Origin of the sequence: Thalassobacillus cyri, from assembly GCF_900107755.1 — a bacterium.
Lineage (GTDB): Bacteria > Bacillota > Bacilli > Bacillales > Halobacillaceae > Thalassobacillus > Thalassobacillus cyri.
This window is the reverse complement of the sequence record NZ_FNQR01000029.1, coordinates 1-21984: the sequence shown is the minus strand read 5'-3', so window position 1 is coordinate 21984 and position 21984 is coordinate 1. Positions and strand designations below refer to the sequence as shown.

At 43.0% G+C, this 21984-nt stretch carries 17 protein-coding genes; 7 read left to right on the top strand and 10 right to left on the bottom strand.

Annotated elements, in window-relative coordinates; translation table 11 throughout:
• Positions 1 to 455 precede the first annotated feature (455 nt).
• The 4 genes from BLV00_RS21345 to BLV00_RS21330 form a co-directional block, all read right to left on the bottom strand.
• Entirely contained in the window at positions 456 to 1265 is an 810-nt protein-coding gene (locus tag BLV00_RS21345; protein WP_093046932.1) for a S1C family serine protease, read from the bottom strand.
• 33 nt (positions 1266 to 1298) lie between these two features.
• The gene (locus BLV00_RS21340) at positions 1299 to 3326 is read right to left on the bottom strand and encodes an ABC transporter ATP-binding protein (RefSeq protein ID WP_093046931.1); all 2028 of its coding nucleotides are present in this window, start codon (positions 3324 to 3326) and stop codon (positions 1299 to 1301) included.
• On the bottom strand, positions 3326 to 5074 hold the full coding sequence (locus BLV00_RS21335) for an ABC transporter ATP-binding protein (protein WP_093046930.1): 1749 nt from the start codon (positions 5072 to 5074) through the stop codon (positions 3326 to 3328). The genes BLV00_RS21340 and BLV00_RS21335 overlap by 1 nt, the downstream gene beginning before the upstream one ends.
• A gap of 468 nt (positions 5075 to 5542) precedes the next feature.
• Entirely contained in the window at positions 5543 to 6562 is a 1020-nt protein-coding gene (locus tag BLV00_RS21330; protein WP_093046929.1) for a TIGR00341 family protein, read from the bottom strand.
• Between the two features lie 109 nt (positions 6563 to 6671).
• Here BLV00_RS21330 and BLV00_RS21325 point away from each other — a divergent pair, with 109 nt between their 5' ends.
• Positions 6672 to 7232 carry a beta-class carbonic anhydrase gene (locus BLV00_RS21325; protein WP_093046928.1) on the top strand — a complete coding sequence of 187 codons (561 nt, stop codon included), beginning with the start codon at positions 6672 to 6674 and terminating at the stop codon, positions 7230 to 7232.
• A 97-nt stretch (positions 7233 to 7329) separates the two neighbouring features.
• Here BLV00_RS21325 and ku read toward each other — a convergent pair whose 3' ends face one another.
• The gene (gene ku / locus BLV00_RS21320) at positions 7330 to 8220 is read right to left on the bottom strand and encodes a non-homologous end joining protein Ku (protein ID WP_093046927.1); all 891 of its coding nucleotides are present in this window, start codon (positions 8218 to 8220) and stop codon (positions 7330 to 7332) included.
• A 96-nt stretch (positions 8221 to 8316) separates the two neighbouring features.
• Between ku and ligD the strand changes: the two genes are divergently transcribed.
• Positions 8317 to 10122 (top strand): DNA ligase D, encoded by a 1806-nt coding sequence (gene ligD / locus BLV00_RS21315; protein WP_093046926.1) that lies wholly within the window; start codon positions 8317 to 8319, stop codon positions 10120 to 10122.
• Between the two features lie 209 nt (positions 10123 to 10331).
• Here ligD and BLV00_RS21310 read toward each other — a convergent pair whose 3' ends face one another.
• Positions 10332 to 12383, bottom strand: a complete 2052-nt coding sequence (locus BLV00_RS21310) for a thioredoxin domain-containing protein (RefSeq protein ID WP_093046925.1) — start codon at positions 12381 to 12383, stop codon at positions 10332 to 10334.
• A gap of 234 nt (positions 12384 to 12617) precedes the next feature.
• Here BLV00_RS21310 and BLV00_RS21305 point away from each other — a divergent pair, with 234 nt between their 5' ends.
• The 3 genes from BLV00_RS21305 (at position 12618) to BLV00_RS21290 (ending at position 15764) form a co-directional block, all read left to right on the top strand.
• Positions 12618 to 13286, top strand: a complete 669-nt coding sequence (locus BLV00_RS21305) for a hypothetical protein (protein WP_093046924.1) — start codon at positions 12618 to 12620, stop codon at positions 13284 to 13286.
• A gap of 278 nt (positions 13287 to 13564) precedes the next feature.
• Positions 13565 to 14047: a cytochrome c oxidase subunit II gene (locus BLV00_RS21295; protein WP_093046922.1), complete on the top strand. Its 483-nt coding sequence runs from the start codon at positions 13565 to 13567 to the stop codon at positions 14045 to 14047.
• A 16-nt stretch (positions 14048 to 14063) separates the two neighbouring features.
• Positions 14064 to 15764 carry a b(o/a)3-type cytochrome-c oxidase subunit 1 gene (locus BLV00_RS21290; protein WP_093046921.1) on the top strand — a complete coding sequence of 567 codons (1701 nt, stop codon included), beginning with the start codon at positions 14064 to 14066 and terminating at the stop codon, positions 15762 to 15764.
• 116 nt (positions 15765 to 15880) lie between these two features.
• On the opposite strand, the gene BLV00_RS21285 is transcribed toward BLV00_RS21290, so the two are convergent.
• Entirely contained in the window at positions 15881 to 16711 is an 831-nt protein-coding gene (locus BLV00_RS21285; RefSeq protein WP_093046920.1) for an aldo/keto reductase, read from the bottom strand.
• Positions 16712 to 16852: 141 nt separating this feature from the next.
• Between BLV00_RS21285 and BLV00_RS21280 the strand changes: the two genes are divergently transcribed.
• Positions 16853 to 17131 (top strand): DUF4190 domain-containing protein, encoded by a 279-nt coding sequence (locus BLV00_RS21280; protein WP_342723277.1) that lies wholly within the window; start codon positions 16853 to 16855, stop codon positions 17129 to 17131.
• Here the strand turns inward: BLV00_RS21280 and BLV00_RS21275 are convergent.
• Positions 17111 to 17464 carry a hypothetical protein gene (locus BLV00_RS21275; RefSeq protein WP_093046918.1) on the bottom strand — a complete coding sequence of 118 codons (354 nt, stop codon included), beginning with the start codon at positions 17462 to 17464 and terminating at the stop codon, positions 17111 to 17113. The genes BLV00_RS21280 and BLV00_RS21275 overlap by 21 nt on opposite strands.
• A gap of 222 nt (positions 17465 to 17686) precedes the next feature.
• Positions 17687 to 18760 (bottom strand): undecaprenyldiphospho-muramoylpentapeptide beta-N-acetylglucosaminyltransferase, encoded by a 1074-nt coding sequence (locus BLV00_RS21270; RefSeq protein ID WP_093046917.1) that lies wholly within the window; start codon positions 18758 to 18760, stop codon positions 17687 to 17689.
• A gap of 120 nt (positions 18761 to 18880) precedes the next feature.
• Here BLV00_RS21270 and BLV00_RS21265 point away from each other — a divergent pair, with 120 nt between their 5' ends.
• Positions 18881 to 20239, top strand: a complete 1359-nt coding sequence (locus BLV00_RS21265; RefSeq protein WP_093046916.1) for an MATE family efflux transporter — start codon at positions 18881 to 18883, stop codon at positions 20237 to 20239.
• Between the two features lie 37 nt (positions 20240 to 20276).
• Here BLV00_RS21265 and BLV00_RS21260 read toward each other — a convergent pair whose 3' ends face one another.
• Entirely contained in the window at positions 20277 to 21704 is a 1428-nt protein-coding gene (locus BLV00_RS21260; protein ID WP_093046915.1) for an aldehyde dehydrogenase family protein, read from the bottom strand.
• Between the last annotated feature and the right edge of the window lie 280 nt (positions 21705 to 21984).

Sequence of the window (21984 nt, the reverse complement as noted above, 5' to 3'; positions counted from 1 at the left end):
AGAATTCAATGGGAAGTCCTCCTTTTGATGTTTGTATTTGGTTGTACAAATGCATCATAACGGAGGGCTTTTTTTAATACAAGGACCCCTCTATTGAATCCCACAGGAATCTCCCGCGAGAGAAAGGGCTAGGCGAGATCCCACAGGGCCCGAGGAAGCTTGCCAGGTCCCCGCAGGAAAGAAATGAATGCGTAATCGCCTTGGGAGACACGACACGCATAAGCAGAACAGCAAAAGGGAAGGGCTCTTTCTTCCCGTTGATGGACTGCTTATGTCGCGAGTGTCTAGGCGATGAAGCTGGAAAGCGAGGTGTTTCCCAGCCCATCCCAATCCTCTCATGTTAACGGACCCCACCATCTCGAAACTGAGTCTTCAATTAAAGGCGATAATCCCTCAGAGCGATAAGCTCTGAGGGATTTAAAGACTACCGGTGTATAAGTGAAGTCTCAGGAATACTAAGGATACTTATTATGAAAATAATCAATCGGAACAGCAAGGCCAACCCTTCCATGATCCTCATGGTTTAATGTAGCAAACACGACACCGATCACTTCGCTTTCATCATTGATGACCGGGCTCCCACTGTTACCTTTATAAATAGGCGCATCCAGCATCATGACCGGTTGATCCCAACTTTCCAGGTTTGTGTAATCGATGATTGTCCCCTGGTTGGCAATTCCTGTAAACTTTAATGGATTGCCAATAAAATAAAAGTGCTCTTCCGATTCAAATGTCGTCTTATCAGCCAGGTCAAGATGGGGAAGTGATTCTCCTTCCACCTTAAGGACGGCCAGATCGACGTCAGGAAAAGCTGCTTCCACTTCCGCATGAAACAAACCTTCCTCCGGGAAAGCGACTGAGATCCGTTTTTCATCTTCAATCACATGATGATTCGTTATGATTGTCCCATCCTCTGTGATCGCAAATCCAGTTCCTTTGCTTTGGCCTGCTTTTACTACGACAACCGCTTCTTGATAGTCATCAATGACGGGATTGGTAGACAGTTTAGCAGAAGTAACCAAAAAGTCGATAGCAGGTATCGAATAAGTCTGAGGGATGACGGCAGCTAAATTCAAAACCATAACGATAGCGACAAGCCAAAACGCCCACTTAGGGAATGGACGTTTCGGCTCCTCTTTTTCTGCCTTGGCACGAGCGATCGCCTTTCTTTTTTCTTCCTGGACGAGCTCATACATTTCCTCATCATCAATTTCTTCATATAAATCTTCATCAATGATATCCTGTTTTTGGTCATCTCTCTCCATGGTGCTTCCACCTCATTAACAAAATCAGCGAGCCTACATCGCGGTCGCTTTCAATTTTCCCTGCTGCATTTGATACATCTGATAATAGAGACCTTTTTCAGTAATCAATTGCGTGTGGGTTCCCTTTTCCATCATTGTACCATGATGAAGCACAAAAATTTGATCCGCTTGCTGAATCGTAGACAAACGGTGCGCGATCACTAATGTTGTCCGCCCTTGTTTAAGAACCTGGAGTGCATCCTGGATCAGCTTTTCTGTCTCTGTGTCAATATTAGCAGTCGCTTCATCCAAAATAAGAATCGCAGGGTCGAAGGCAAGTGCCCTCGCAAAAGAAATCAACTGCCTCTCTCCCATTGAAAGTGAACTCCCTTTCTCTTTGACCGGTTCATCATATTGGTTCGGCAGCTTTTCAACAAATCTGTCTGCTCCTACCGCTTTCAATGCATCAATCGCCATTTCCCGGGAAATATTCGGGTCATTCATCGTTACATTCGACAAAATAGTTCCGGTGAAAATGAATGGATCCTGCAGGACGATTCCCATATGACTGCGTACCTGCTGTCTGGACCATTTTTTCGTGTCTTTACCATCAATAGTTATCCTGCCTTTTTGGGGGTCGTAAAATCGGAAGAGCAGATTCATGATAGAGCTCTTTCCTGAGCCTGTATGCCCTACAAAGGCAGCTGTCTGACCGGATTTCACTTCAAAATCAATATCCTTCAGAATATAATCATCTTTTTCATAAGCAAAAGATACATGATCAAACCGTACATTTCCATGATAACGAGGTACCTTGACGACCTTGACCTTTTCGCCTTCTTCTTCCATCAGTTCAAAAACACGCCCTGCCGCTACACGCGCTTGTTCCAGTTGCGGCAGTTGATTGACCAGATCATTGACAGGCTGGAACAAACGCGTCAAGTAATCGACAAATGCATAAAGTACTCCCACGGTTATCACACCCTCGGCCCCCATCGACTGAGAACCGAAATACCAGATAAACGCAACAAAAGCGAAATTGCGTAATACATTGACAAGGTTATGTGAGGTCAAAGCACTTAAACGGATTAACTTCCGTTGATACGTGAAATGTTTCTGATTTAAAGCTTCAAACTCTTCCGATGTCTGCTTTTGCCTTCGGAAGGCCTGGATGATTGACATTCCGTGTATCGCTTCGTTGATATTCCCGTTCATATCACTTACGGTAGAACGAACTACCTTGTTATATTTGCCGCCATAATATTTATACACACGCATCCATACCGCTATGATTGGCAGCAGCAGCAAACAAAGCATTGCTAACTTTAGGTCGAGCAAAAATAGGGCGATATAAATACCAGTCATGTAAACGATGCTCGTAACAAAAGTAGCTAATACCCTTACATAAAGCTCGCGTATCGCTTCAGTATCATTGGTCACCCTGGCAACCACTTTTCCTGCTGGCTGATTGATGAAATAATTAATCGGCAGCCGCTGTATGTGCCCAAATACGTCCTTCCTCATCCGTTGAATGATTCGATTGGATGTTTTTTGTAATAAAAATGTGTTGCCAAATTGAAAAATAGCTGCGACCAAAAGCAATCCCATATACAAACCTAACAGCCGGTATATCGCCGGGCGCTCTGGAGCGAAAAAACTGTATAATTCCTGTAATGACAGTTTTTCTGCGTTTACCGATACTTCGCCTTCAGGCGTATCGATTATCAGCGTATCGCTTTCGATTTGTCTTTTCCCAGTGGTCGGGACCGCCTGGTCAACAAAATAGTAGCTGGTTCCCACTTGAAGCACTGTCGTTCTATCACCTGTTTCCTCTGTGCCATTTAATCGGTCTTCTCTTTTATAAAAATCACCTTGGTAGGAGGCAGTATATTCATCCTTATTCTCCACCTGATACCATGTCGACTCAATTCCGACGACATGGTTATCGATCAGACGTTTCGCTATGAAAGGACCGGTCAATTCAAGTGCTACCGCAATGACCAGGAAAAGCAGTCCAATGGAAATTTGTTTCCGGAATTTCCACGCATACTGAAATAATTGTTTTTCCGTTGAACGTTTCATTACGATACCGCCCCCTTCTCATCTAACTGCTGCATCTTATACTGGGTCTGATACCAGCCGTCAGTCTCCATCAACTGATCGTGTGTCCCTTCTTCGACAATCTTTCCGTCTTCCAAAACGATGATATGTTCTGCGTGTGTAACAGCTGACAGCCTGTGCGCAGCAATCAAGGTCGTTTTTCCCGTTCGTTCCTCCTTCAAATGCTGGATGATATTCGCTTCTGTTTTTCCATCAACCGCTGACATGGCATCATCTAGAATCAATATCTCAGGATCCATGATGAACGCTCTGGCAATTGCTACACGTTGCTTTTGCCCGCCTGATAATGTGACACCGCTTTCTCCGACCTTTGTATCCAGCCCTTCGGAAAGGCTTTTGATGTCATTAATAAAATGAGCGAGCTCCATGACTCGGTAGATTTCTTCATCACTGGCATTTTCGTTACCGAACTGGATATTTTCCCGCACGGTTTTTGAAAATAATACTTGATCCTGGGGAACGTATCCGATCCAGGAACGTGTCTTTTCAAGCGCAAAATCGGTGATGGGAATACCTGAAATCGTTAATGCTCCTGACATTCCGGGATATTCTCTTAGCAGTTGACGGAATAGCGTAGTTTTACCTGCCCCTGTTTTCCCGACGACACCGATGGTCTGCCCGCTTTCGATTTTCAAATCAATCTCCTGCAGCCTGGGCAAGTCGGTGCCCGGATAAGTGAAGGTGACATCTTTAAAAACGATAGTGCCTGGCTTCTCTAAAACTGCTGGCTGTTTCGGATCTCCCACATCAGCTTTATAATCCAGTGTTTCATTGACACGATCCAAAGAAGCATTCCCCCGCTGCATGACATTGATCAGCTCACCTACTGCAAACATCGGCCAGATCAACATACCGAGGTAAACGTTGAATGACACTAATTCCCCGAGGGTCATTACATTTTGAAACACAAGGGAGGTCCCGTATCCGAGCCCGATCGTATATGAAATACCAACCAATATGGTGATTGTCGGCTCAAACATCGCGTCTACTTTAGCAACTTCCACATTTTTATGATAGACATCCTCCGTCATGGTTTTGAATCGTTCTTCATCCTGCTTTTCCTGAACAAAGGCTCGGATTACTCTTACTCCTTTGACTGATTCAAGGACATCATCATTCATATCACCAAACGCTTTCTGTGCTTCCATGAAACGTGCGTGGATAACTTTACCGTATCGGTTCATGACGAAGGCCATAATCGGTAGTGGCAGCAAAGCAGCCAAAGTAAGCTTCCAGCTGATTGTGAATCCCATGACTGCAATCAGCAGTAACATGAAAATCGTGGAATCGACTAAGGTTAAAATTCCAAATCCCGCTGTCATATTAAGAGCCTTTAAATCATTAGTGGCCCTTGCCATCAAATCTCCGGTTCGAAATTTACCGAAAAACCCTGGTGTCATTTTCAGAAAATGATTCATCAATTTGGAGCGCATCGTCTGCTCCATCATGATTGCCCCGCCAAATAAGGTGTAATCCCACAGAAATGAAATCGTATAACTTGCTATGATCAAACAGCCATAAATCAGCAGCATTTCCAGAAGACGATCGGATGTAAGGGCGTTGAATTGAATATCATCGATTGCCATCCCCACCAATTTTGGTGGAATGATATCAATCACACTAGCAATTATTAAAGCAATAATTGCAAAGGTATATCGTTTACAATGTAATTTAAAAAACCATCCTAATTTACTGAATACACCAAACATAATCTACTCACTTCCCTTCCACCATTCTTGCTATCCACTGTCTTTCCAATCTTCAATTACTTGCTTCAAACGCTTGCAAATTTCCATAAGTTACTCCTCCTTCGAAGATTTATATCTATATCAAGCATCCAAATAAAACTGCCTAATAACGACAAAAGGGCATACGCTCGTGACGTATGCCCTGAATACATTTAACAAAGTTAAAGTATAAAAAACCACGAACCTATTCGTGGCCTATTTCCCCTATGTTCAAATAAAAATTAATCCATCCCCTGCTATTATTCAGGAATCAATCGGCCACGTAAGATATGAAATTGTAAGTAGAGCGACTTGCACGTTTACTACTGGTTGCTTGTTCATTATCGTGGCCTCCTTTAATCTTAATGATTATATATTATATAGTTTTCAAAATATTTAATCAACACTATTCTTGGAACTTTCTTCAAAAAGGTTTCGACATAAATCTCTTCAGATCCCTCTCCCGAACAAAATCGTAAGTGCTAATACAAAGAGCATAATAATGATAAATACAATCGACAGCGGTCTCGAGACATTTGCTTTTTGCACTTCTTCCCAGCGCACTGGCCTAATACCCGCAATTGAAAATATAATTACTGCTGATAGTAAGATCGACGAAATATTTAGCGTCAATAATATAAAAGCCCCAAAGGCATTCGTCCACAAACCCTCCCCAAGCGAAACACCTAGAGCTACTGTCGGTGGAAGCAAAGCCACGGCAACCATTACCCCGACAAGATTTCCGGACAAACGGTTTAAAAATGCAAGAGCGCCGGCAGCTCCCGAGGCAATTCCGAGGAAAATATCCGAAACGGATACTTCCGTTCTAGCCCAGTACTGATCGGTTTTCAATCCCACATCCAACAAGTACCCGAGTGCTACAGATATGAGAAGAACCATGAATACACCAAATATTGAGGCCAGGAAAGCTCTCCAAAGCCGTAAATAATCTCCCAGTATAGACGCGAAAGCCATGGCGATCACAGGCCCGATCATCGGAGCAATCACCATTGCGCCAATGACGACTGCTTCACTGTCTTTGATGAATCCTACCGTTGCCACAATTGCTGATAAAATAATCATCATTGTATAATTGAGCGTGATGTTGCTGCTTTTTTCTACATTATTAATCAATTCATGCCGGCTTGCCCTAAGCAGCAATGCCTCTTTTTCTTCTTCCTCTTGCTTCTCCTCTTCTTCCGTCTCGCCCGCTTTGTTGACGGTATCTCTTGAAAAGTATGCCCGGACAGGGAGCAGCATCGTTTCGAACCCGTCTACCACACCCGCTACTCCTTCCAGATAATCCAGTACATCCTCCACATCTTTGGTAGAAACTAAAATACGGACTAACTTACGATCCTCGGATTCATTTGACACCCAGAGCGATTGGGAATCGAACTCTTTCAATTTTTCATAGATCGATTCAAAGCGTGTATTAGGAATATAAACCTCTACCAACTGCATTTCCATAAGCGTTGTCTCCTTATAATGACGCAGTTTCCAATCTCATTACATCAAAATCCCTGCAAAGGGGAAGATTTTTCGTTAAAATAAAACTAATCTTGTTAGGAGGGATTACATGTACTTGGATGAAATATTAGAACATAACCGTACCTTCGTAGAAGAAAAGCAATACTTAGAATACCAGACGGACAAGTTTCCAAATAAAAAGCTGGCTATTTTAAGTTGCATGGATACCAGATTGGTGGAGTTGCTTCCCCGTGCTTTGAATATTAAAAACGGGGACGTTAAAATGGTTAAAAATGCTGGTGCAATTGTTACCCACCCTTTTGACAGTGTAGTGCGGAGCCTATTTGTCGCTGCGTATGAACTAAAAGCTGATGAAATCATGGTAATTGGCCACCATGGTTGTGGTATGAAAAACTTCGATGGTGAAAGTACGATTTCTAAAATGAAAGATCAAGGAGTCAGTGATGAGACACTAAAAGCACTTGATTTTGCGGGTGTCAACGTGAATAGCTGGCTTCAGGGTTTCGAGAGCGTCCAGGAATCTGTCAAAAATAGTGTTGAGATTCTACGTAATCACCCCTTGTTGCCTAAAAACACCCCTGTCCATGGACTTGTTATCGACCCAGAGACAGGGAAGCTTGATCTAGTGACAAAGGGATACCAGGAATGATTCAAAAGAAAGCTGTCCATAAAGGGGCAGCTTTTACTTTTATCAAGAGGGCAAAAACTCATTCCTCCTGAAAATCAACATCATAGTCACAGCTGTGCTACGCATTCTTTTTTGTTTTGCTTTTCGCTGTAGAGGTTTTCTTGGAAGTACTTTTTTTCGCAGTACTGCTTTTCTTAGTTGTTGATTTTTTCTTGGTTGTTTTTCCACCGCTTTTATTTGCTTTGTCGAGTGATGCCTGCAAAGCATCCATCAAGTTGGTCACATTATCAGGCGTTTTCTTTTCTTTGGCAGTCGCAATATGTTTTTCCCCGTTTTTCTTTTCCTCAATTAGTTCCAGCAGTGCATTGCGATAATCATCCTGGTACTTCTCCGGATCGAACTCCGAGGTCAATTGATCAATCAGCATTTTTGCCGTATCCAACTCTTTTTTGACGGTTTCCCCTTGTTCAGGTACATTCGGTACATCGACGGTGGCACGGACTTCATCTGGATAATGGATGGTTTCCATTACAAGTGTGTTCTGGTAAACACGAATGACAGCCAGCTGTTCTTTGGCTCGTATCAGAATTTTAGCGACACCGATTTTGCCAGTGTCCTGCAACGCTTCCCGCAACAGGACATATGCCTTTGAACCACCTTCATTCGGGGATAAAAAATAACTCTTTTCAAAATAGATCGGATCGATTTCTTCCAGGCTGACAAAATCAACAATCTCTACCGCTTTATCGGTATTTTCCTTTTTCAATTCTTCCATTTCTTCCTCATCGATCAGGACGAATTTATTCTTCGCATATTCATAGCCTTTGACGATTTCATCTTGCTCCACTTCTCTTTCACATACCGGACAAACCTTTTCATATTTGATTGGAGACTGGCATTCTTTATGAAGCTGTCGCATTTTTACATCTTTATTTTCCGTAGCAGCATGCAGTTTCACCGGGATGTTGACCAGACCGAAACTGATTGTTCCTTTCCACATTGTGTGCATTTCGTCACCTTCTTTTTCTTTAGTTTGAGCATCCAGCGAAGATTTATGTTTAGCTTTTAATCGGATTGCCAAACTAACGCTATAGGTGGTGTCATTATGAAGTATAAAACCATGCAGCCAGTGCTTGCCGCTGAATTGCCTAACGGTAAAAATTGGGTGTACGAAGTGAAATACGATGGCTTTCGCTGCCTCGTGAAGTGGGAGAATGACAATGTCGAATTAATCAGCCGGAATGGAAAATCACTGACAAAGCAATTTCCCGAGGTGGTAGAGTTTTTCCACGATCATTCCGAACTATTAGAGGATTATCTGCCGCTAGTTCTGGATGGTGAATTGACCGTTTTGAACACCTTGTATCAGAGTGACTTTTATACCTTGCAGACGCGCTCACGCATGAGCAATAAAGCGCGTATCCAGCAGCAAGGAGAACAACGGCCAGCTCACTTCCTCGCCTTTGATATCGTGGAGTGGAAAGGGAAAAAGTTGACCTCCCCTTATATTTCACGAAAAAAGCAGCTCGAGCAATTGTTCAGGCTCATGGACCTCCCGCTCGCGATCCAGTTTTCCATACCGCTTGGCTTTGTGGAAGCCATTAAAAGAAAGTCAGAGATCCAGCAACGTGTCAGTGACCATTTGGCTGAAGGTATGGTAGCAAAACTCACCTCTGCCCTCTATGAAGAAGGGAGAAACGAAAAATGGAAAAAAGTCAAGAACTGGCGGACGGTCACAGGAATTGTGACTGGCTACCATCAGCAGAACGCTTATTTTGAGCTATCTGTTTATGATAATAACGATTCTCTTCTTCCAATAGGTAAATGTAAGCATGGTCTGAATCAAAACGATAAGGAAACATTGATTAAGGCAGTAAAAGAGAAGGGTATCAAACGCGGCGATTACTACCAGGTGCCGCCAGCAATTTGTATGGATATCCATTGCCTCGGCTTTCATGGTAATGAGTGGAGAGAGCCTGTTTTTACTGATTTCCGTTTGGACGTGTCACCGGATGATTGTACCATTTCCCAACTGGACTGGCAGTTAGGTATGCCGCCTGATGAAGTTTCCTATACGAACCTGGATAAACATTTATACCCTGAACTGGAACTATCCAAAGCAGAGCTGATCAGTTATTTGCGCAGGATTTATCCATATATGAAAACCTTTTTGGATGACAGAAAATTGACCGTCATCCGTTATCCCGATGGAATAAATAAGGAAGCTTTTTTTCAAAAAAACCTGCCTGCCTATGCTCCAGAGATATTTGTTAAGAACGAGGAAGGAAGCCAGTTCATCTCTCACGCCGCCCAGCTTGCCTGGTTCGGTAATCAGGCTGCAATCGAATACCATGTTCCTTTTCAAAAACAGAACAGTGACTATCCAGTGGAGATTGTATTTGATCTCGATCCTCCGGACGAAAATGGTTTTCACCTCGCTGTCCAGGCCGCAAAGCACCTTTATACGATTTTCCAGGAACTTCAGGCTTATGCTTTCGTGAAAACCTCTGGAGGCAAGGGCCTGCAAGTCTACCTGCCGCTCCCGGACAAGTCTCTAAGCTATGAGCAGACAAGCCGCTTCACAGAGGTAATCGCTAATACACTGGTCGATTATCAACCAGACCTGTTTACAACAGAACGATTAAAGAAGAACCGGAAAGAGAGGTTATACGTCGATCATGTCCAGCATGCGCCGGGTAAAACAATCATCGCTCCTTATTCGCCGCGGGGAAATGCTGCCGCTAGCGTCTCCACTCCATTATATTGGGAAGAACTTGACTCATTAGAAGATCCAAAAATATTCACAATCCGTAACACCTTCCAGCGTTTGCGTGAAAAAGGATGTCCATTCCGGACCATGGAAGAAATGAAAAAGTTACAGCCGATTGAAAATATCAAACGATGGCTATAGCAGCCAGACGAGTTTGTCACTAAGAGCTTGTATAAAAATACGTTTGTACCTCGGCCAAACGTACATTTTTCTGAGGGTAGAGACAATCCCCCATGCACTTCTGGACATCGGACATATTTTATGTAGTAAGAAACAATAATCAGTTATTCCCCTTTCTGATTATGATATAAAACGACCTTATCCAGTTTAGATAAGGTCGTTCTTTTTTGTCATATATCATTTAATGCTTGATCGATATCGGTAGTGGGCTGGCGACAAGCGAAATTCTCGCAAATATAAATAGTAGTTTTGTCTTCCAGCTTACGGTACTCAGCGGCAAATGGTGCAATATTCCGGAAGGTTTCCGGTTCCTCTGCTACGAGCACCGAAACATGAGGCAAAAACTTATGCTGGATTGCAGTGATTAAACGCTGCCTGTCAGGGTCGTCTCTATCTCCGATAATGACCACTTCTTTTTTAGCCGCTTCCTCTTGGATTAAACTTTGCAGAAAGAAAGTGAACCCACTGGGATGATGTTCTACTTCTTCTTTGAAAGTAGCGAACATTTCACTGATAAGGTCGAGCAGCTCCAAATCACCGGTCGCCCCTGCCAGCTTCTGCAAGCTTACAGCTGCGACCGCATTTCCGGACGGCATGGCCGCATCATACACTTCTTTTTCCCGGGCAATTAAACCCTCTCCGTCTTTCCCGGAAAAGAAAAATCCTCCCTGCTCGTTATCCCAGAATAAGTCAAGCAGCTGTTCTTTGACCTGTCTAGCTTTACTAAGATAGTTCAAATCAAATGTGGTTTGGAACATTTCCATATAAGCCCATAACAGGAACGCGTAATCATCGATGTGTCCCTTATGTTTCACTTCCCCATCCCGGTACCGGACCATCAATCGTCCACCTACATACAATTTGTCTTCAATAAAAATTAATGCTTTATCAGCAGCGGTCAGATAACCTGTCTCTCTAAAAACGCGTGATGCTTTGGCAAGACCCGCAATCATCAGCGCGTTCCAGGATGTTAGTATTTTATCATCAACATGAGGGTAAACTCGTTTACCACGGACCTTAAGCAGTTCTTTTCTGCCCCGCTCGATCAGCTCTTCCAATTCTTCTACATCCATATCATATTTCTCAGCGATAGCTCGCCAGTCCGTACCGATCAAGTTAGGAATATTTTCTTCCTCAAAATTTCCTCGCCGTGTTATTTGATACACTTCTGCAAATATTTCACCAATATCAGGGCCGAGAATATTCAAGACTTCACTATAGTCCCAAATGTAGTACTTGCCTTCGACCCCTTCCGAATCAGCATCGATAGCTGAATAGAAACCGCCATTTTCATCGGTCAGTTCCCTCCCGACAAAAGTTACGATCTGATCGGCAGCCTGTTGGAAACGCTCATTTTCAGTTAGCTGGTGTGCTTCCGTAAAGGCTGTAAGCAACAGTGCGTTATCATAAAGCATTTTTTCAAAGTGAGGGACCAGCCATTTCTCATCGACTGAATACCTGGCAAATCCATAGCCGATGTGGTCATTGATTCCACCCTCATAAATGCTATTAAGGGTTTCCGTGGCATAATTCAGGCCATTTTCATTGCCTGTCCATTGATAATACCGCATCAAAAACATCATATTATGAGGACTTGGAAATTTAGGTGCTCCTCCAAAACCGCCAAACGTTTCGTCAAAGGAGTTTTCTAATTGTTGGAACGCTTGATGCAGCACATCACCAGAAAGTCGATTTTCCTTGTCCACTTCTACTTTTGCATTCAATACTTCAGTAATCTGGTTGGACGCTTTCGTAATTTTTTCTGGATCACTATGATACTGATCATAGAGCTGTGTAATCACATCCCGAAAGCTCGGAATTCCGTACTTGCTTGTTTTAGGAAAGTAGGTACCCGCATAAAATGGTTTCTGTTCAGGGGTTAAAAATACACTCAGCGGCCAGCCCCCGTGCTGGGTCAGCATCTGGCACACTCGCATATAAATCGAGTCGATATCCGGCCGTTCCTCCCGATCTACTTTTATGGACACGAACCGTTTATTCAACATTTCAGCTGTTTCTTCATCTTCAAAGGATTCATGTGCCATAACGTGGCACCAATGACATGTTGAGTAGCCGATGGATAAGAAAATCGGTTTGTTTTCCCGCTTTGCTTTTTCAAACGCTTCCTCTCCCCACGGGTGCCACTCCACCGGGTTATAAGCGTGCTGCTGTAAATAAGGGGATTTTTCTTCGATTAATTTATTGGGTTCTTTATTTCCCATTCGCTCACCTTCTTTCACCTTTATCATCTTCACTCTTGGCTTGAGGGATGTTGGATTATTGCTAAAGACTATATTGTTATGTTACCCGACATCCTTTCCTATGACACGAAAAAATAAATAGTACGAAGGCTGGGGCAATTGAATTTATTCCTTCTGCCACTCATAGATATGTAAAAAGGACAAAACTATTTTGATCCCAAACATCTCACTTTTCATAGACAGGTTGTGGTAAGGATGGACTGGATAACTACTTTTTGGGAAGCAAATAGAAACAATATCATCGTGTCGTTTATAAGTGGTTTAGTGTTTTTCATTCTGGGACCAATAGGTTTATGGTTTTCAGGAAAAAAAGTAAAAAAAGAAAGAATTAATAAAGCAAAAGATACGCTGCTTGATATTATGGAAGGAATGTTAGTCAGCGAAGAAAAGGTTTCCCATAATAAATTAATCATGATCTTTCGCTCTGTGGAAAGGGACCTTAATGTTGATTTGGAAGCCAATTATGACCTGGAAAACTTATTCGGTGACCTTGTCCTGCGTTTCGAGAGAAGCAAACATTTGGACGCAAATCAGAAAGATAACTACTTCGAAAAAATCGTCAACATGGAAGCTGAATTAATAACCGGCCAAAACGGCAGCAGCAATAACCAAAGTATTCCGAAAGCCTACTCCAAAGTTTTAAATGAAATAAGGGAAGCCAATACGAGAAATGATCAGCAAACCATAGATCATTTATTGGATGAACTGGAACATAAATTAAATAACAGGGATACTATGCTGGGATCGGACATGTTATTTCTAAGAAAACCGAAAATATTACTGTTGACCCTGTTTATATATATTTTGTTCCTTATCATCATTTTCACATTAATCTCATTCGTTGACGGCAAACTTCCCATATAGTTTTCAAACAAAGAGTCCTGCAGGCTCTTTTTTTTATGTGCCTCACCCGTTGCAAGTATATAAAACACAACCTCATGGCAATAATGGTTGCTAGATTCAAATGAAAGCAGGTGGATGAGGTGCGAGAACCGACCAGTAAAGAAAATCAAAAATATGATGATAGATTAAAAGGCACGTTTTACGGAGTTTTCATTATCGGGATTTCCATTTTAATTTTATGGCTGTCCACATTCTTTGTGTATACAGACAGGCTTTAATAGAAAGGGGGCAATCTAAAAATGATCCATATGCCTAAATATGAAAAAATCTGGATGGCAGTCGGTACAGGATCCCTTATTCTCTTTTTAATTGTTCTCGGAATTATGGCAGGTACGATGGGGTTGAATCCGCCAGACGGGATGGAGACAACGGTTGAGCCTGAAAATGTTGAAGCTTCTGCACCATTCGATCAGCCTGGTTTGAAGCAGATCGGACCGAATGAATACGAAGCAGTAATACTATCATATATATTCGGCTATAAACCGAATCAGATAACGGTACCTGAAGGATCGACCGTCCATTTTAAAATAACCAGCAAGGATGTTGTTCATGGATTTTTTGTACCTGGGACAACCACCAATTTGATGGCAGTGCCAGGACACGTTGCAGAATACACACAGACCTTCGATGAGGCTGGAGAATATTTGTTTGTATGCCACGAGTATTGTGGTAGCGGCCATCATCTGATGTATGGAAATATCATCGTTGAAGAGAAAATGTAAGTGAGGGGATGAAAAAATGAGCACAACAGATTTAGGAGTTGAAGGCGGAGGAGAACAAGCTGCTCTGACCGATTTCAAATTTGATAGAAAAGATTCAAGGTTAGTCATGGCTCACCTGCTCTTTTCCTTTGGAGCAGTTTTCCTCGGGGCAACGGCAGGACTTCTTCAAGTTATGCAGCGGAGTGGGTGGATTACTCTTCCTCCCTGGCTCAATTATTATCAGCTCTTGACCGCGCATGGAGTATTGCTTGCCCTGGTTTTCACCACATTTTTTATTATCGGGTATTTATTTTCCGGGGTTGCCCGCACACTTGATGGGAAGCTATCCCCGGCAGCACGTGTACTAGGCTGGATCGGCTTTTATATGATGGCGGTCGGCACAGTCATGGCAGTTATAGTGATTTTAACAAATGATGCTTCTGTCTTGTATACATTTTATGCACCAATGCAGGCATCGCCATGGTTCTATATCGGTGCCGCCCTGTTGATTGTAGGAAGCTGGTTCAGTGCTTTTGGCATTTTCGCGGCTTATATCAACTGGAGGCGGACTCGGAAAAAGCACTCTTCTCCGCTGTTCGCCTATATGGCAGTAGCAACAATGATCTTATGGCTGCATGCCAGCCTTGCCGTGGCAGTGGAGGTCGTATTCCAGCTTATCCCATGGTCGTTGGGTTTGGTGGCACGGGTAGATGTTGGCTTAAGCAGGGCGTTGTTTTGGTATTTCGGTCATGCACTCGTCTATTTTTGGCTATTACCTGCTTATATTTACTGGTATGTCAATATTCCGCAGATCGTTGGCGGCAAAATATTCAGTAATTCCCTGCCCCGACTGACGTTTATCTTGTTTATCCTGTTCTCCGTGCCTGTCGGATTCCACCACCAATTGAATGAGCCAGGCATCGAATCGTTTTGGAAGTTTTTGCAGGTCGTATTGACGATGATGGTGGTCATCCCTTCTTTGCTGACAGCCTTCTCGCTGCTTGCTACGTTCGAATTGGCAGGACGATCACGAGGCGGAAAAGGGTTGTTCGGCTGGATAAAAAAGATGCCATGGAAGGATGCGCGATTCTTTTCGGCAGCTATGGCAATGCTTATTTTCATTCCTGCAGGGGCGGGAGGCATCATCAATGCCAGCTACCAGATGAACCAGGTGGTCCACAACACATGGTGGGTCACTGGGCACTTTCACCTGACACTTGCCTCGACCGTATTGCTTACGTTTTTCGCGATCTCTTATTGGCTGATTCCCGTACTGACAAGAAGGGAATTTACTAAACATTTGAACAAACTGGCAATTGTCCAGGCGATTTTATGGGCAATAGGAATGTTCCTGATGGGGGGGATCATGCACATTGTCGGTTTGCAGGGAGCGCCACGGCGCAGCAGTTATGCCACTTATGGAGACCATGAACTGGCACTGACCTGGATTTCCTACAACCAGGTAATCGCGGCTGGGGGCGTACTGCTTTTTATCGCGATTTTACTGGTATTGTATATCTGGGTAAACCTGTTGTACTTTGCACCGAGAACTGAAAAAACGATTGAATACCCAGTCGGTGTTGTCAATGAACAGGCAGAACATCCTCCGAAAATACTGGAACGCTGGTCGGTATGGATCGGTGTATCGATTGCTCTTGTACTGATCGCCTATACCATTCCAATCTATCAGATGTTTATGCATAACCCGCCTGGCTCACTAACCTATCGGAGCTGGTGAAGAGGATGACTAAAAGGTTACTATATATAAAAGGCATGGACATTTTTTGTCCATGCCTTTTTGACTGCTTTCACTGTTTAACGGGATTCTATTCCCCAAAAGCCTCTAATCATATATTAATAATCAAATTCGTCCGGGTGTGGACCGTTGCGCCCTTCTTCTCCCAGGTCTAATTCATCGATGCGTTTAATTTCTTCGTCTGTCAGTTCAAAATCGAAGATATCTGCGTTTTCCTGCTGTCTTTCTTTTTTAACGGATTTAGGAATCGTCACGATACCACTTTGGTAATCCCAGCGAAGAATGACTTGTGCTGGTGTTTTATCATACTTTTCAGCTAGTTCTTTTAAAACAGGAGCATCCAAGTACTTTCCACGTGCAAGTGGGGACCAGGCGACTAACTGGATATCATTTGCTTTACAGAACTCTCTTGTCTGCTGTTGATGAAGCTCTGGATGCAGTTCAATCTGGTTAACCATCGGAGTTTCTTCAGCGTCTTTCATTACATCTTGCAAATGATGCGGCAGGAAGTTGCTGACACCAATCGCTTTCACTTTTCCATCTTTATAAAGCTTCTCCAATGCTTTCCACGTATCCGTGAACTTTCCTGGTACTGGCCAATGAATGAGATATAGATCGAGGTATTCAAGGCCCAGCTTATTCAAGCTGCGATCGAAAGCCTCCAGGGTTTCTTCATAACCCTGCTCATCATTCCAGACCTTTGTAGTGACAAAGATATCTTCGCGTCCAACATCACTTTCTTTGATCGCCTGTCCGACTCCTTCTTCATTTTTATAAAACGATGCGGTATCGATGTGACGGTAGCCCAGTTCTAATGCACTTTTCACCGAATCCACTACTTCCTGCCCATCCTCCATTTTATATACCCCAAGGCCGAGCCACGGCATTTCTACATCATTACGTAGTTTGACAGTACTTGTTAAACTCATATCCTATCTCTCCTTTGCGAAATGCTTGCTTACATCCTATCATTTTTACTCACTTTATGTATTTACCCTGCTTGAAAATAAGGTAAAACCTTCTAATCTTCTTTCTTTATCTTTATACTGATTATATAGAGAGAAAAGGAACTGACCAATAACAAGGCAATCACAGCACTGACTCTAGGGATCATGGCCATCGTCATTCCAATCATCGGTTTATTCTGTGCCATTGCCGGAATTTATTATTCCAGGGTAAGCTTGAAAGAAATCAAAACCAAAGATGAAGCAGGGATGAATGTCGCCATCGCAGGCCTTGTATGTAGTATCGGCGGAATCATCATGCAATTATTATATATCCTCTTGATTATAGCTTACTTTGCCGTTATGAGCTTCACTAATCAGGTTTCACCTTCTCTGCTTATCTGAACTGAACTTAGGTAGGGTAGATTCGATAAAAATTAACGATAAAAAACGCAGGAAAATTGGATACAATGCCAAAATTCCTATTAAGTCACCGATGAAACCCAGCGTGCTGGTGAACAGCATCCAGACAGCCAATGCCAGCATAATAGCAAAACTAACATTACCAGCGCCGCCATTGACCGGATTCCAGGAATTAACCGAAAGCTTGGTATCCTGCTCCTGTTCTTTGAAGCAATTATAGTGGAACGCTTTGATACGGAACCAATTGGAAGCAGTAACAAGGTCGTCCCTGTCTTTCACTTCCTTCTTACAATAATGACAAACGACATTTTTCAATGACATCGACTCCTGACTTGTATAATCTTGGTATCTACAATTATAACTTAAATTACTTCCCCCCCCTAGAATAATAATGATTGATTTACATTAGATAAACTTGGCTTGTCACCAAGTACTTATGGCGAAAACCTTCGTATTTTCTTATACTATAATCTTTTAACAAAGTTAATCTTCCTTAAAGTACAAAAAAGACTGCCTTTATGGAAGGCAGTCTAACATTTAATTCTTTTCGTAACTTTGTATCAGCTGGACAACTTTCTCTTTCACTTGCTGACTGTGGTAGGTTTCCATATTTTTAAGAATTTGATTTTTATCTTTCATCAGCCCATCAATTTCTTCTATGAGCGTTTCTTCTGTCAGTTCTTCCTCTTCCAATTTTCTTGCGTATCCTTGCTTGACAAACGAATCAGCATTCAATATCTGGTCACCGCGGCTTGCTTGTCTCGATAAAGGGATAAGCAGCATTGGTTTTTGTAATGCAAGAAACTCAAAGATGGCGTTGGATCCTGCCCGCGAAACAATATAATCAGTCGCGGCAAAAAGATCTTTCAATTCACCGGTTACATATTCAAATTGGATATAGCCCTGCTGCTTAACCGATTCATCGACATTTCCTTTCCCGCATATATGGATGATTTGCATTTTTCGCAGCAATTCATCCAACTGGTTACGAATCGAATCATTGATTTTTTTTGATCCCATACTGCCGCCCATTACCATTAAGACGGGTTTCGAAGCAGAGAAGCCACACATCTCCAGTCCCTTTTGCTTATCGCCCTTGAACAATTCTTCACGAATGACCGCCCCGATATATTCTTTCTTTCCATCAGGTAAATACTCCATCGTTTCCGGGAAAGTCGCCAGGATTTTTTTCGCAAACCTTGACGCAAGTTTGTTGGCAAGACCAGGGGTATAATCGGACTCATGGATGATTGCCGGTACGCGATTCATCCATGACGCTGCCACTACAGGGACAGATACGAATCCACCTTTTGAGAAGATAACGTCCGGTTTCCGTTTCCGAATGATATTCCATGCCTGCACGGTGCCTTTCATGACTTTGAAAGGATCTTTCAAATTTTCTTTCGACATATAGCGACGCAGTTTTCCTGTAGAAATAGCATGGTATGAAACACCATCGAGATCTTCAATCAATTGTCGTTCTATTCCGTTATGGGATCCGATATAATCAATCTCATATCCTTGTTTTTTGAATTCCGGAATCAAAGCAAGATTCACGATGACATGTCCTGCTGTTCCTCCACCGGTAAATAATATACTCTTCTTACTCATGAAAAACTTCCTTTCTCTTCGTCATCCTGTCTAATTTATTATTTCATGTAGGTTAAGTTTTGTTTTTGTGCTATAATCCTCTCTATCCTAAGTGAATTGTATCAGAAAAGGAAGAGACATATGTATGAAACTTCAACCTTGAAACAGAAAATCAGGCTATTCCTCACCATCCTCATCCCGATTCTAATTACGCAGATCGGCATGTATGCGATGAATTTTTTTGATACGATTATGGCCGGCCAGGCTGGGGCTGAAGATTTAGCCGGTGTCGCCATCGGTTCGAATGTATGGCTGCCCGTTTTCACCGGGCTGAATGGTATCATGCTGGCAATATCCCCTATTGTGGCACAATTGAAGGGAGCGAAACAAGACAACTACATCCCCGTCGCAGTCAAACAGGGGGCGTACCTTGGAGCAGTGCTTGCTATCGTTATCGGTGTGGCAGGTTTCTTTTTGATCGATCCAGTACTTGGCCTAATGGACATTACGAATGAAGTCACTTTTATCGCAAAATATTACCTGATTACACTTGGGATTGGAATCATCCCGTTATTTGTGTTTAATATCTATCGCAGTTTCATTGATGCCCTTGGATTCACAAGAATATCGATGATCATCATTCTCCTTACCCTTCCGACCAATATTGTATTCAATTATGTATTTATTTTTGGGAAATTCGGATTTCCGGCACTCGGCGGAATTGGCGCAGGACTGGCGACTGCTTTGACCTACTGGGTGTCCTTTCTCATCGCCATTATTATCCTGCAGACTGTTCAGCCATTTCGTCATTATCGCATTTTTTCCAACTGGATCCGTCCCTCTGTGAAGGCTTGGGGAGAGCAACTGAAAATCGGCATTCCTATTGGTTTTGCGATTTTCTTTGAGACTAGTATATTCGCAGCGGTCACTTTTTTTATGACCGCTTATGATACGTATACCATTGCAGCACACCAGGCAGCCATCAATTTTGCTTCATTGTTATATATGATCCCGCTCAGCATTGCATTCACACTGACTATTGCCGTAGGTTTTGAAATAGGGGCAAACCGCCACAGGGACGCCCGGACGTATTCCTATTTAGGCATCTTGATTGCAGTTGCGATGTCCGTGCTGGCCGGGTTGATATTGTATGTGTTTGACGATGCCGTTGCCCGTCTTTACAGTTCCAATCCTGCTGTAATTGAATTGACGAAGAACTTCATTTTCTTCGCTATCTGGTTCCAATTATCGGATGCTGTCGGAGCGCCGATTCAAGGGATTTTGCGTGGCTACAAAGACGTCAATATCACGCTGGTCGTGGCGTTTGTATCATACTGGGTAATTGGTCTCCCAAGCGGCTGGCTGCTTGCCAACTATACAGCACTTGGTCCTTATGGCTACTGGATGAGCTTGATTATCGGTTTGACTGCAGGAGCCATTACTTTATATGGGCGGATGTTTTTTCTTCAGCGGAGGAATATCAGACTTCACAGTACGTAAAAAACCAGCTGGCACAGATGTGCCAGCTGGTTTACTATTATTGATCAAGGTTGAAAACAATTAAACGTTCTTCGGTCATATCCTCAATCGCATATTTTGGCCCTTCTTTGCCCCAGCCGCTGCCTTTGACACCACCATATGGCATCAGGTCGACACGGTACTGGGAGGAGTCATTGATCATGAGACCTCCAACGTGGACATGCTTGGACGCATAGAAGGCTGTTTCCAGATTCTTTGTGAAAATTCCACCTTGCAGTCCGTATTGGGATTTGTTCACTTCATTAATGCATGCCTTAATGTCTGCAAAAGGAATTATGCTTATGACTGGTGCGAAAATTTCTTCGCATACAACTTTCATCTCGTTTCTCACATTGGCAACCACCGTCGGATGAAGTAATGCTCCCTCACGCTTACCGCCATAGACAATCTTAGCTCCGTTATTTTCCGCTTCTTTGATCCATTGTTCGGCGCGTTCTGCTTCTTCTTCACTGATCATCGGTCCTACATCTGTATCCGGATCGTTCGGATCCCCGATATTCAATTGGTCGATCGCCTGAAATAATTTGTCCTGGAATTCATTCTGTATATCTTCATGAACATACAAACGCTGGACCGAAATACAGACTTGACCGGCAAATGCGAAACTTTTCTGGGCAATATTGCTGGCAGCTTTGTCTAAATCCGCTTCTTTATCTACAATGACAGGGGAGTTATTTCCCAGTTCAAGTATCAGCTTGTTCAAGCCGGTATTCTGCTTTAATTTCAAGCCGACATCAGCGCTGCCAGTGAACGTGTATAGATTGATCCGTTCATCTTCCATCATCTGCTGGCCAACGGTTGATCCTGAACCGACAACAACATTAAAAAATCCTCTCGGAAGGCCGGCTTGCTCAAATAGTTCAGCCAGCTTCAAAGCAGTTGTCGGTGTGTTACTCGCAGGTTTCAAAACGACAGTATTTCCGGCTGCGATAGCAGGAGCAATCTTATGAGCTACAAGGTTCAGCGGGAAATTGAAAGGACTGATTGCTCCGACAACACCGACAGGAACTTTCATCGTATAAGCCATCCGGTTTTCTGAACCAGGAGCTGCCTCCACCGGGACTCCTTCCCCATGGATACGCTTAGCTTCTTCCGCTGATAATTCAATTGTCTGTGTCGCACGGTCAATTTCCGTGCGTGTCTGCTTCAATGGTTTTCCGGCTTCCATCGTAATATTTTTAGCGAGCTCTTCTTTGTTTTCCTGAAGCAGTTCACTGACTCTCTTTAAAATCTTGTAACGTTCGTAAGGAGGTAGCGGATTTTCTTTAAAAGCAGTTTCCGCAGCGGTGGTCGCTTGCTCAACTTCTTTTTCTCCAGCCTTTGAAACCTGAGCATAAACTTCCTGTGTATACTTATTAAGGACTTCTAATTGATCATCTGTCTTAACCCATTCGCCATTGATGTATAGGTTATATGTCTGTACCATAACATCTCTCCTTCTTAATAATGGTTATAGTAAACTATTTCCTAAACATCCCAGGCTGAAACTCTGTGATTACAAAGTGTTATACTAATGCTTCGTTAAACGTCATTGCTGATTTTTCATAAGATGCTTATTCAAAGTCCTATGGGATGAACATGAGCGGTGAGATCCCGCAAGGCGAAGTGAAATGACCCCTTAATATTGGACACTTTTTAATTCAAGCAGTTAACTGGGCACGTTCTCGGTATTTGACGGGACTCATGCCACTTAACCTGGATTTGAT

Excerpts from the sequence above, each read along its gene's own strand:
- BLV00_RS21345 (WP_093046932.1), bottom strand. The coding sequence starts at position 1,265 with ATGGAGAGAGATGACCAAAAACAGGATATCATTGATGAAGATTTATAT.
- BLV00_RS21340 (WP_093046931.1), bottom strand. The coding sequence starts at position 3,326 with ATGAAACGTTCAACGGAAAAACAATTATTTCAGTATGCGTGGAAATTC.
- BLV00_RS21335 (WP_093046930.1), bottom strand. The coding sequence starts at position 5,074 with ATGTTTGGTGTATTCAGTAAATTAGGATGGTTTTTTAAATTACATTGT.
- BLV00_RS21330 (WP_093046929.1), bottom strand. The coding sequence starts at position 6,562 with ATGGAAATGCAGTTGGTAGAGGTTTATATTCCTAATACACGCTTTGAA.
- BLV00_RS21325 (WP_093046928.1), top strand. The coding sequence starts at position 6,672 with ATGTACTTGGATGAAATATTAGAACATAACCGTACCTTCGTAGAAGAA.
- ku (WP_093046927.1), bottom strand. The coding sequence starts at position 8,220 with ATGCACACAATGTGGAAAGGAACAATCAGTTTCGGTCTGGTCAACATC.
- ligD (WP_093046926.1), top strand. The coding sequence starts at position 8,317 with ATGAAGTATAAAACCATGCAGCCAGTGCTTGCCGCTGAATTGCCTAAC.
- BLV00_RS21310 (WP_093046925.1), bottom strand. The coding sequence starts at position 12,383 with ATGGGAAATAAAGAACCCAATAAATTAATCGAAGAAAAATCCCCTTAT.
- BLV00_RS21305 (WP_093046924.1), top strand. The coding sequence starts at position 12,618 with ATGGACTGGATAACTACTTTTTGGGAAGCAAATAGAAACAATATCATC.
- BLV00_RS21295 (WP_093046922.1), top strand. The coding sequence starts at position 13,565 with ATGATCCATATGCCTAAATATGAAAAAATCTGGATGGCAGTCGGTACA.
- BLV00_RS21290 (WP_093046921.1), top strand. The coding sequence starts at position 14,064 with ATGAGCACAACAGATTTAGGAGTTGAAGGCGGAGGAGAACAAGCTGCT.
- BLV00_RS21285 (WP_093046920.1), bottom strand. The coding sequence starts at position 16,711 with ATGAGTTTAACAAGTACTGTCAAACTACGTAATGATGTAGAAATGCCG.
- BLV00_RS21270 (WP_093046917.1), bottom strand. The coding sequence starts at position 18,760 with ATGAGTAAGAAGAGTATATTATTTACCGGTGGAGGAACAGCAGGACAT.
- BLV00_RS21265 (WP_093046916.1), top strand. The coding sequence starts at position 18,881 with ATGTATGAAACTTCAACCTTGAAACAGAAAATCAGGCTATTCCTCACC.
- BLV00_RS21260 (WP_093046915.1), bottom strand. The coding sequence starts at position 21,704 with ATGGTACAGACATATAACCTATACATCAATGGCGAATGGGTTAAGACA.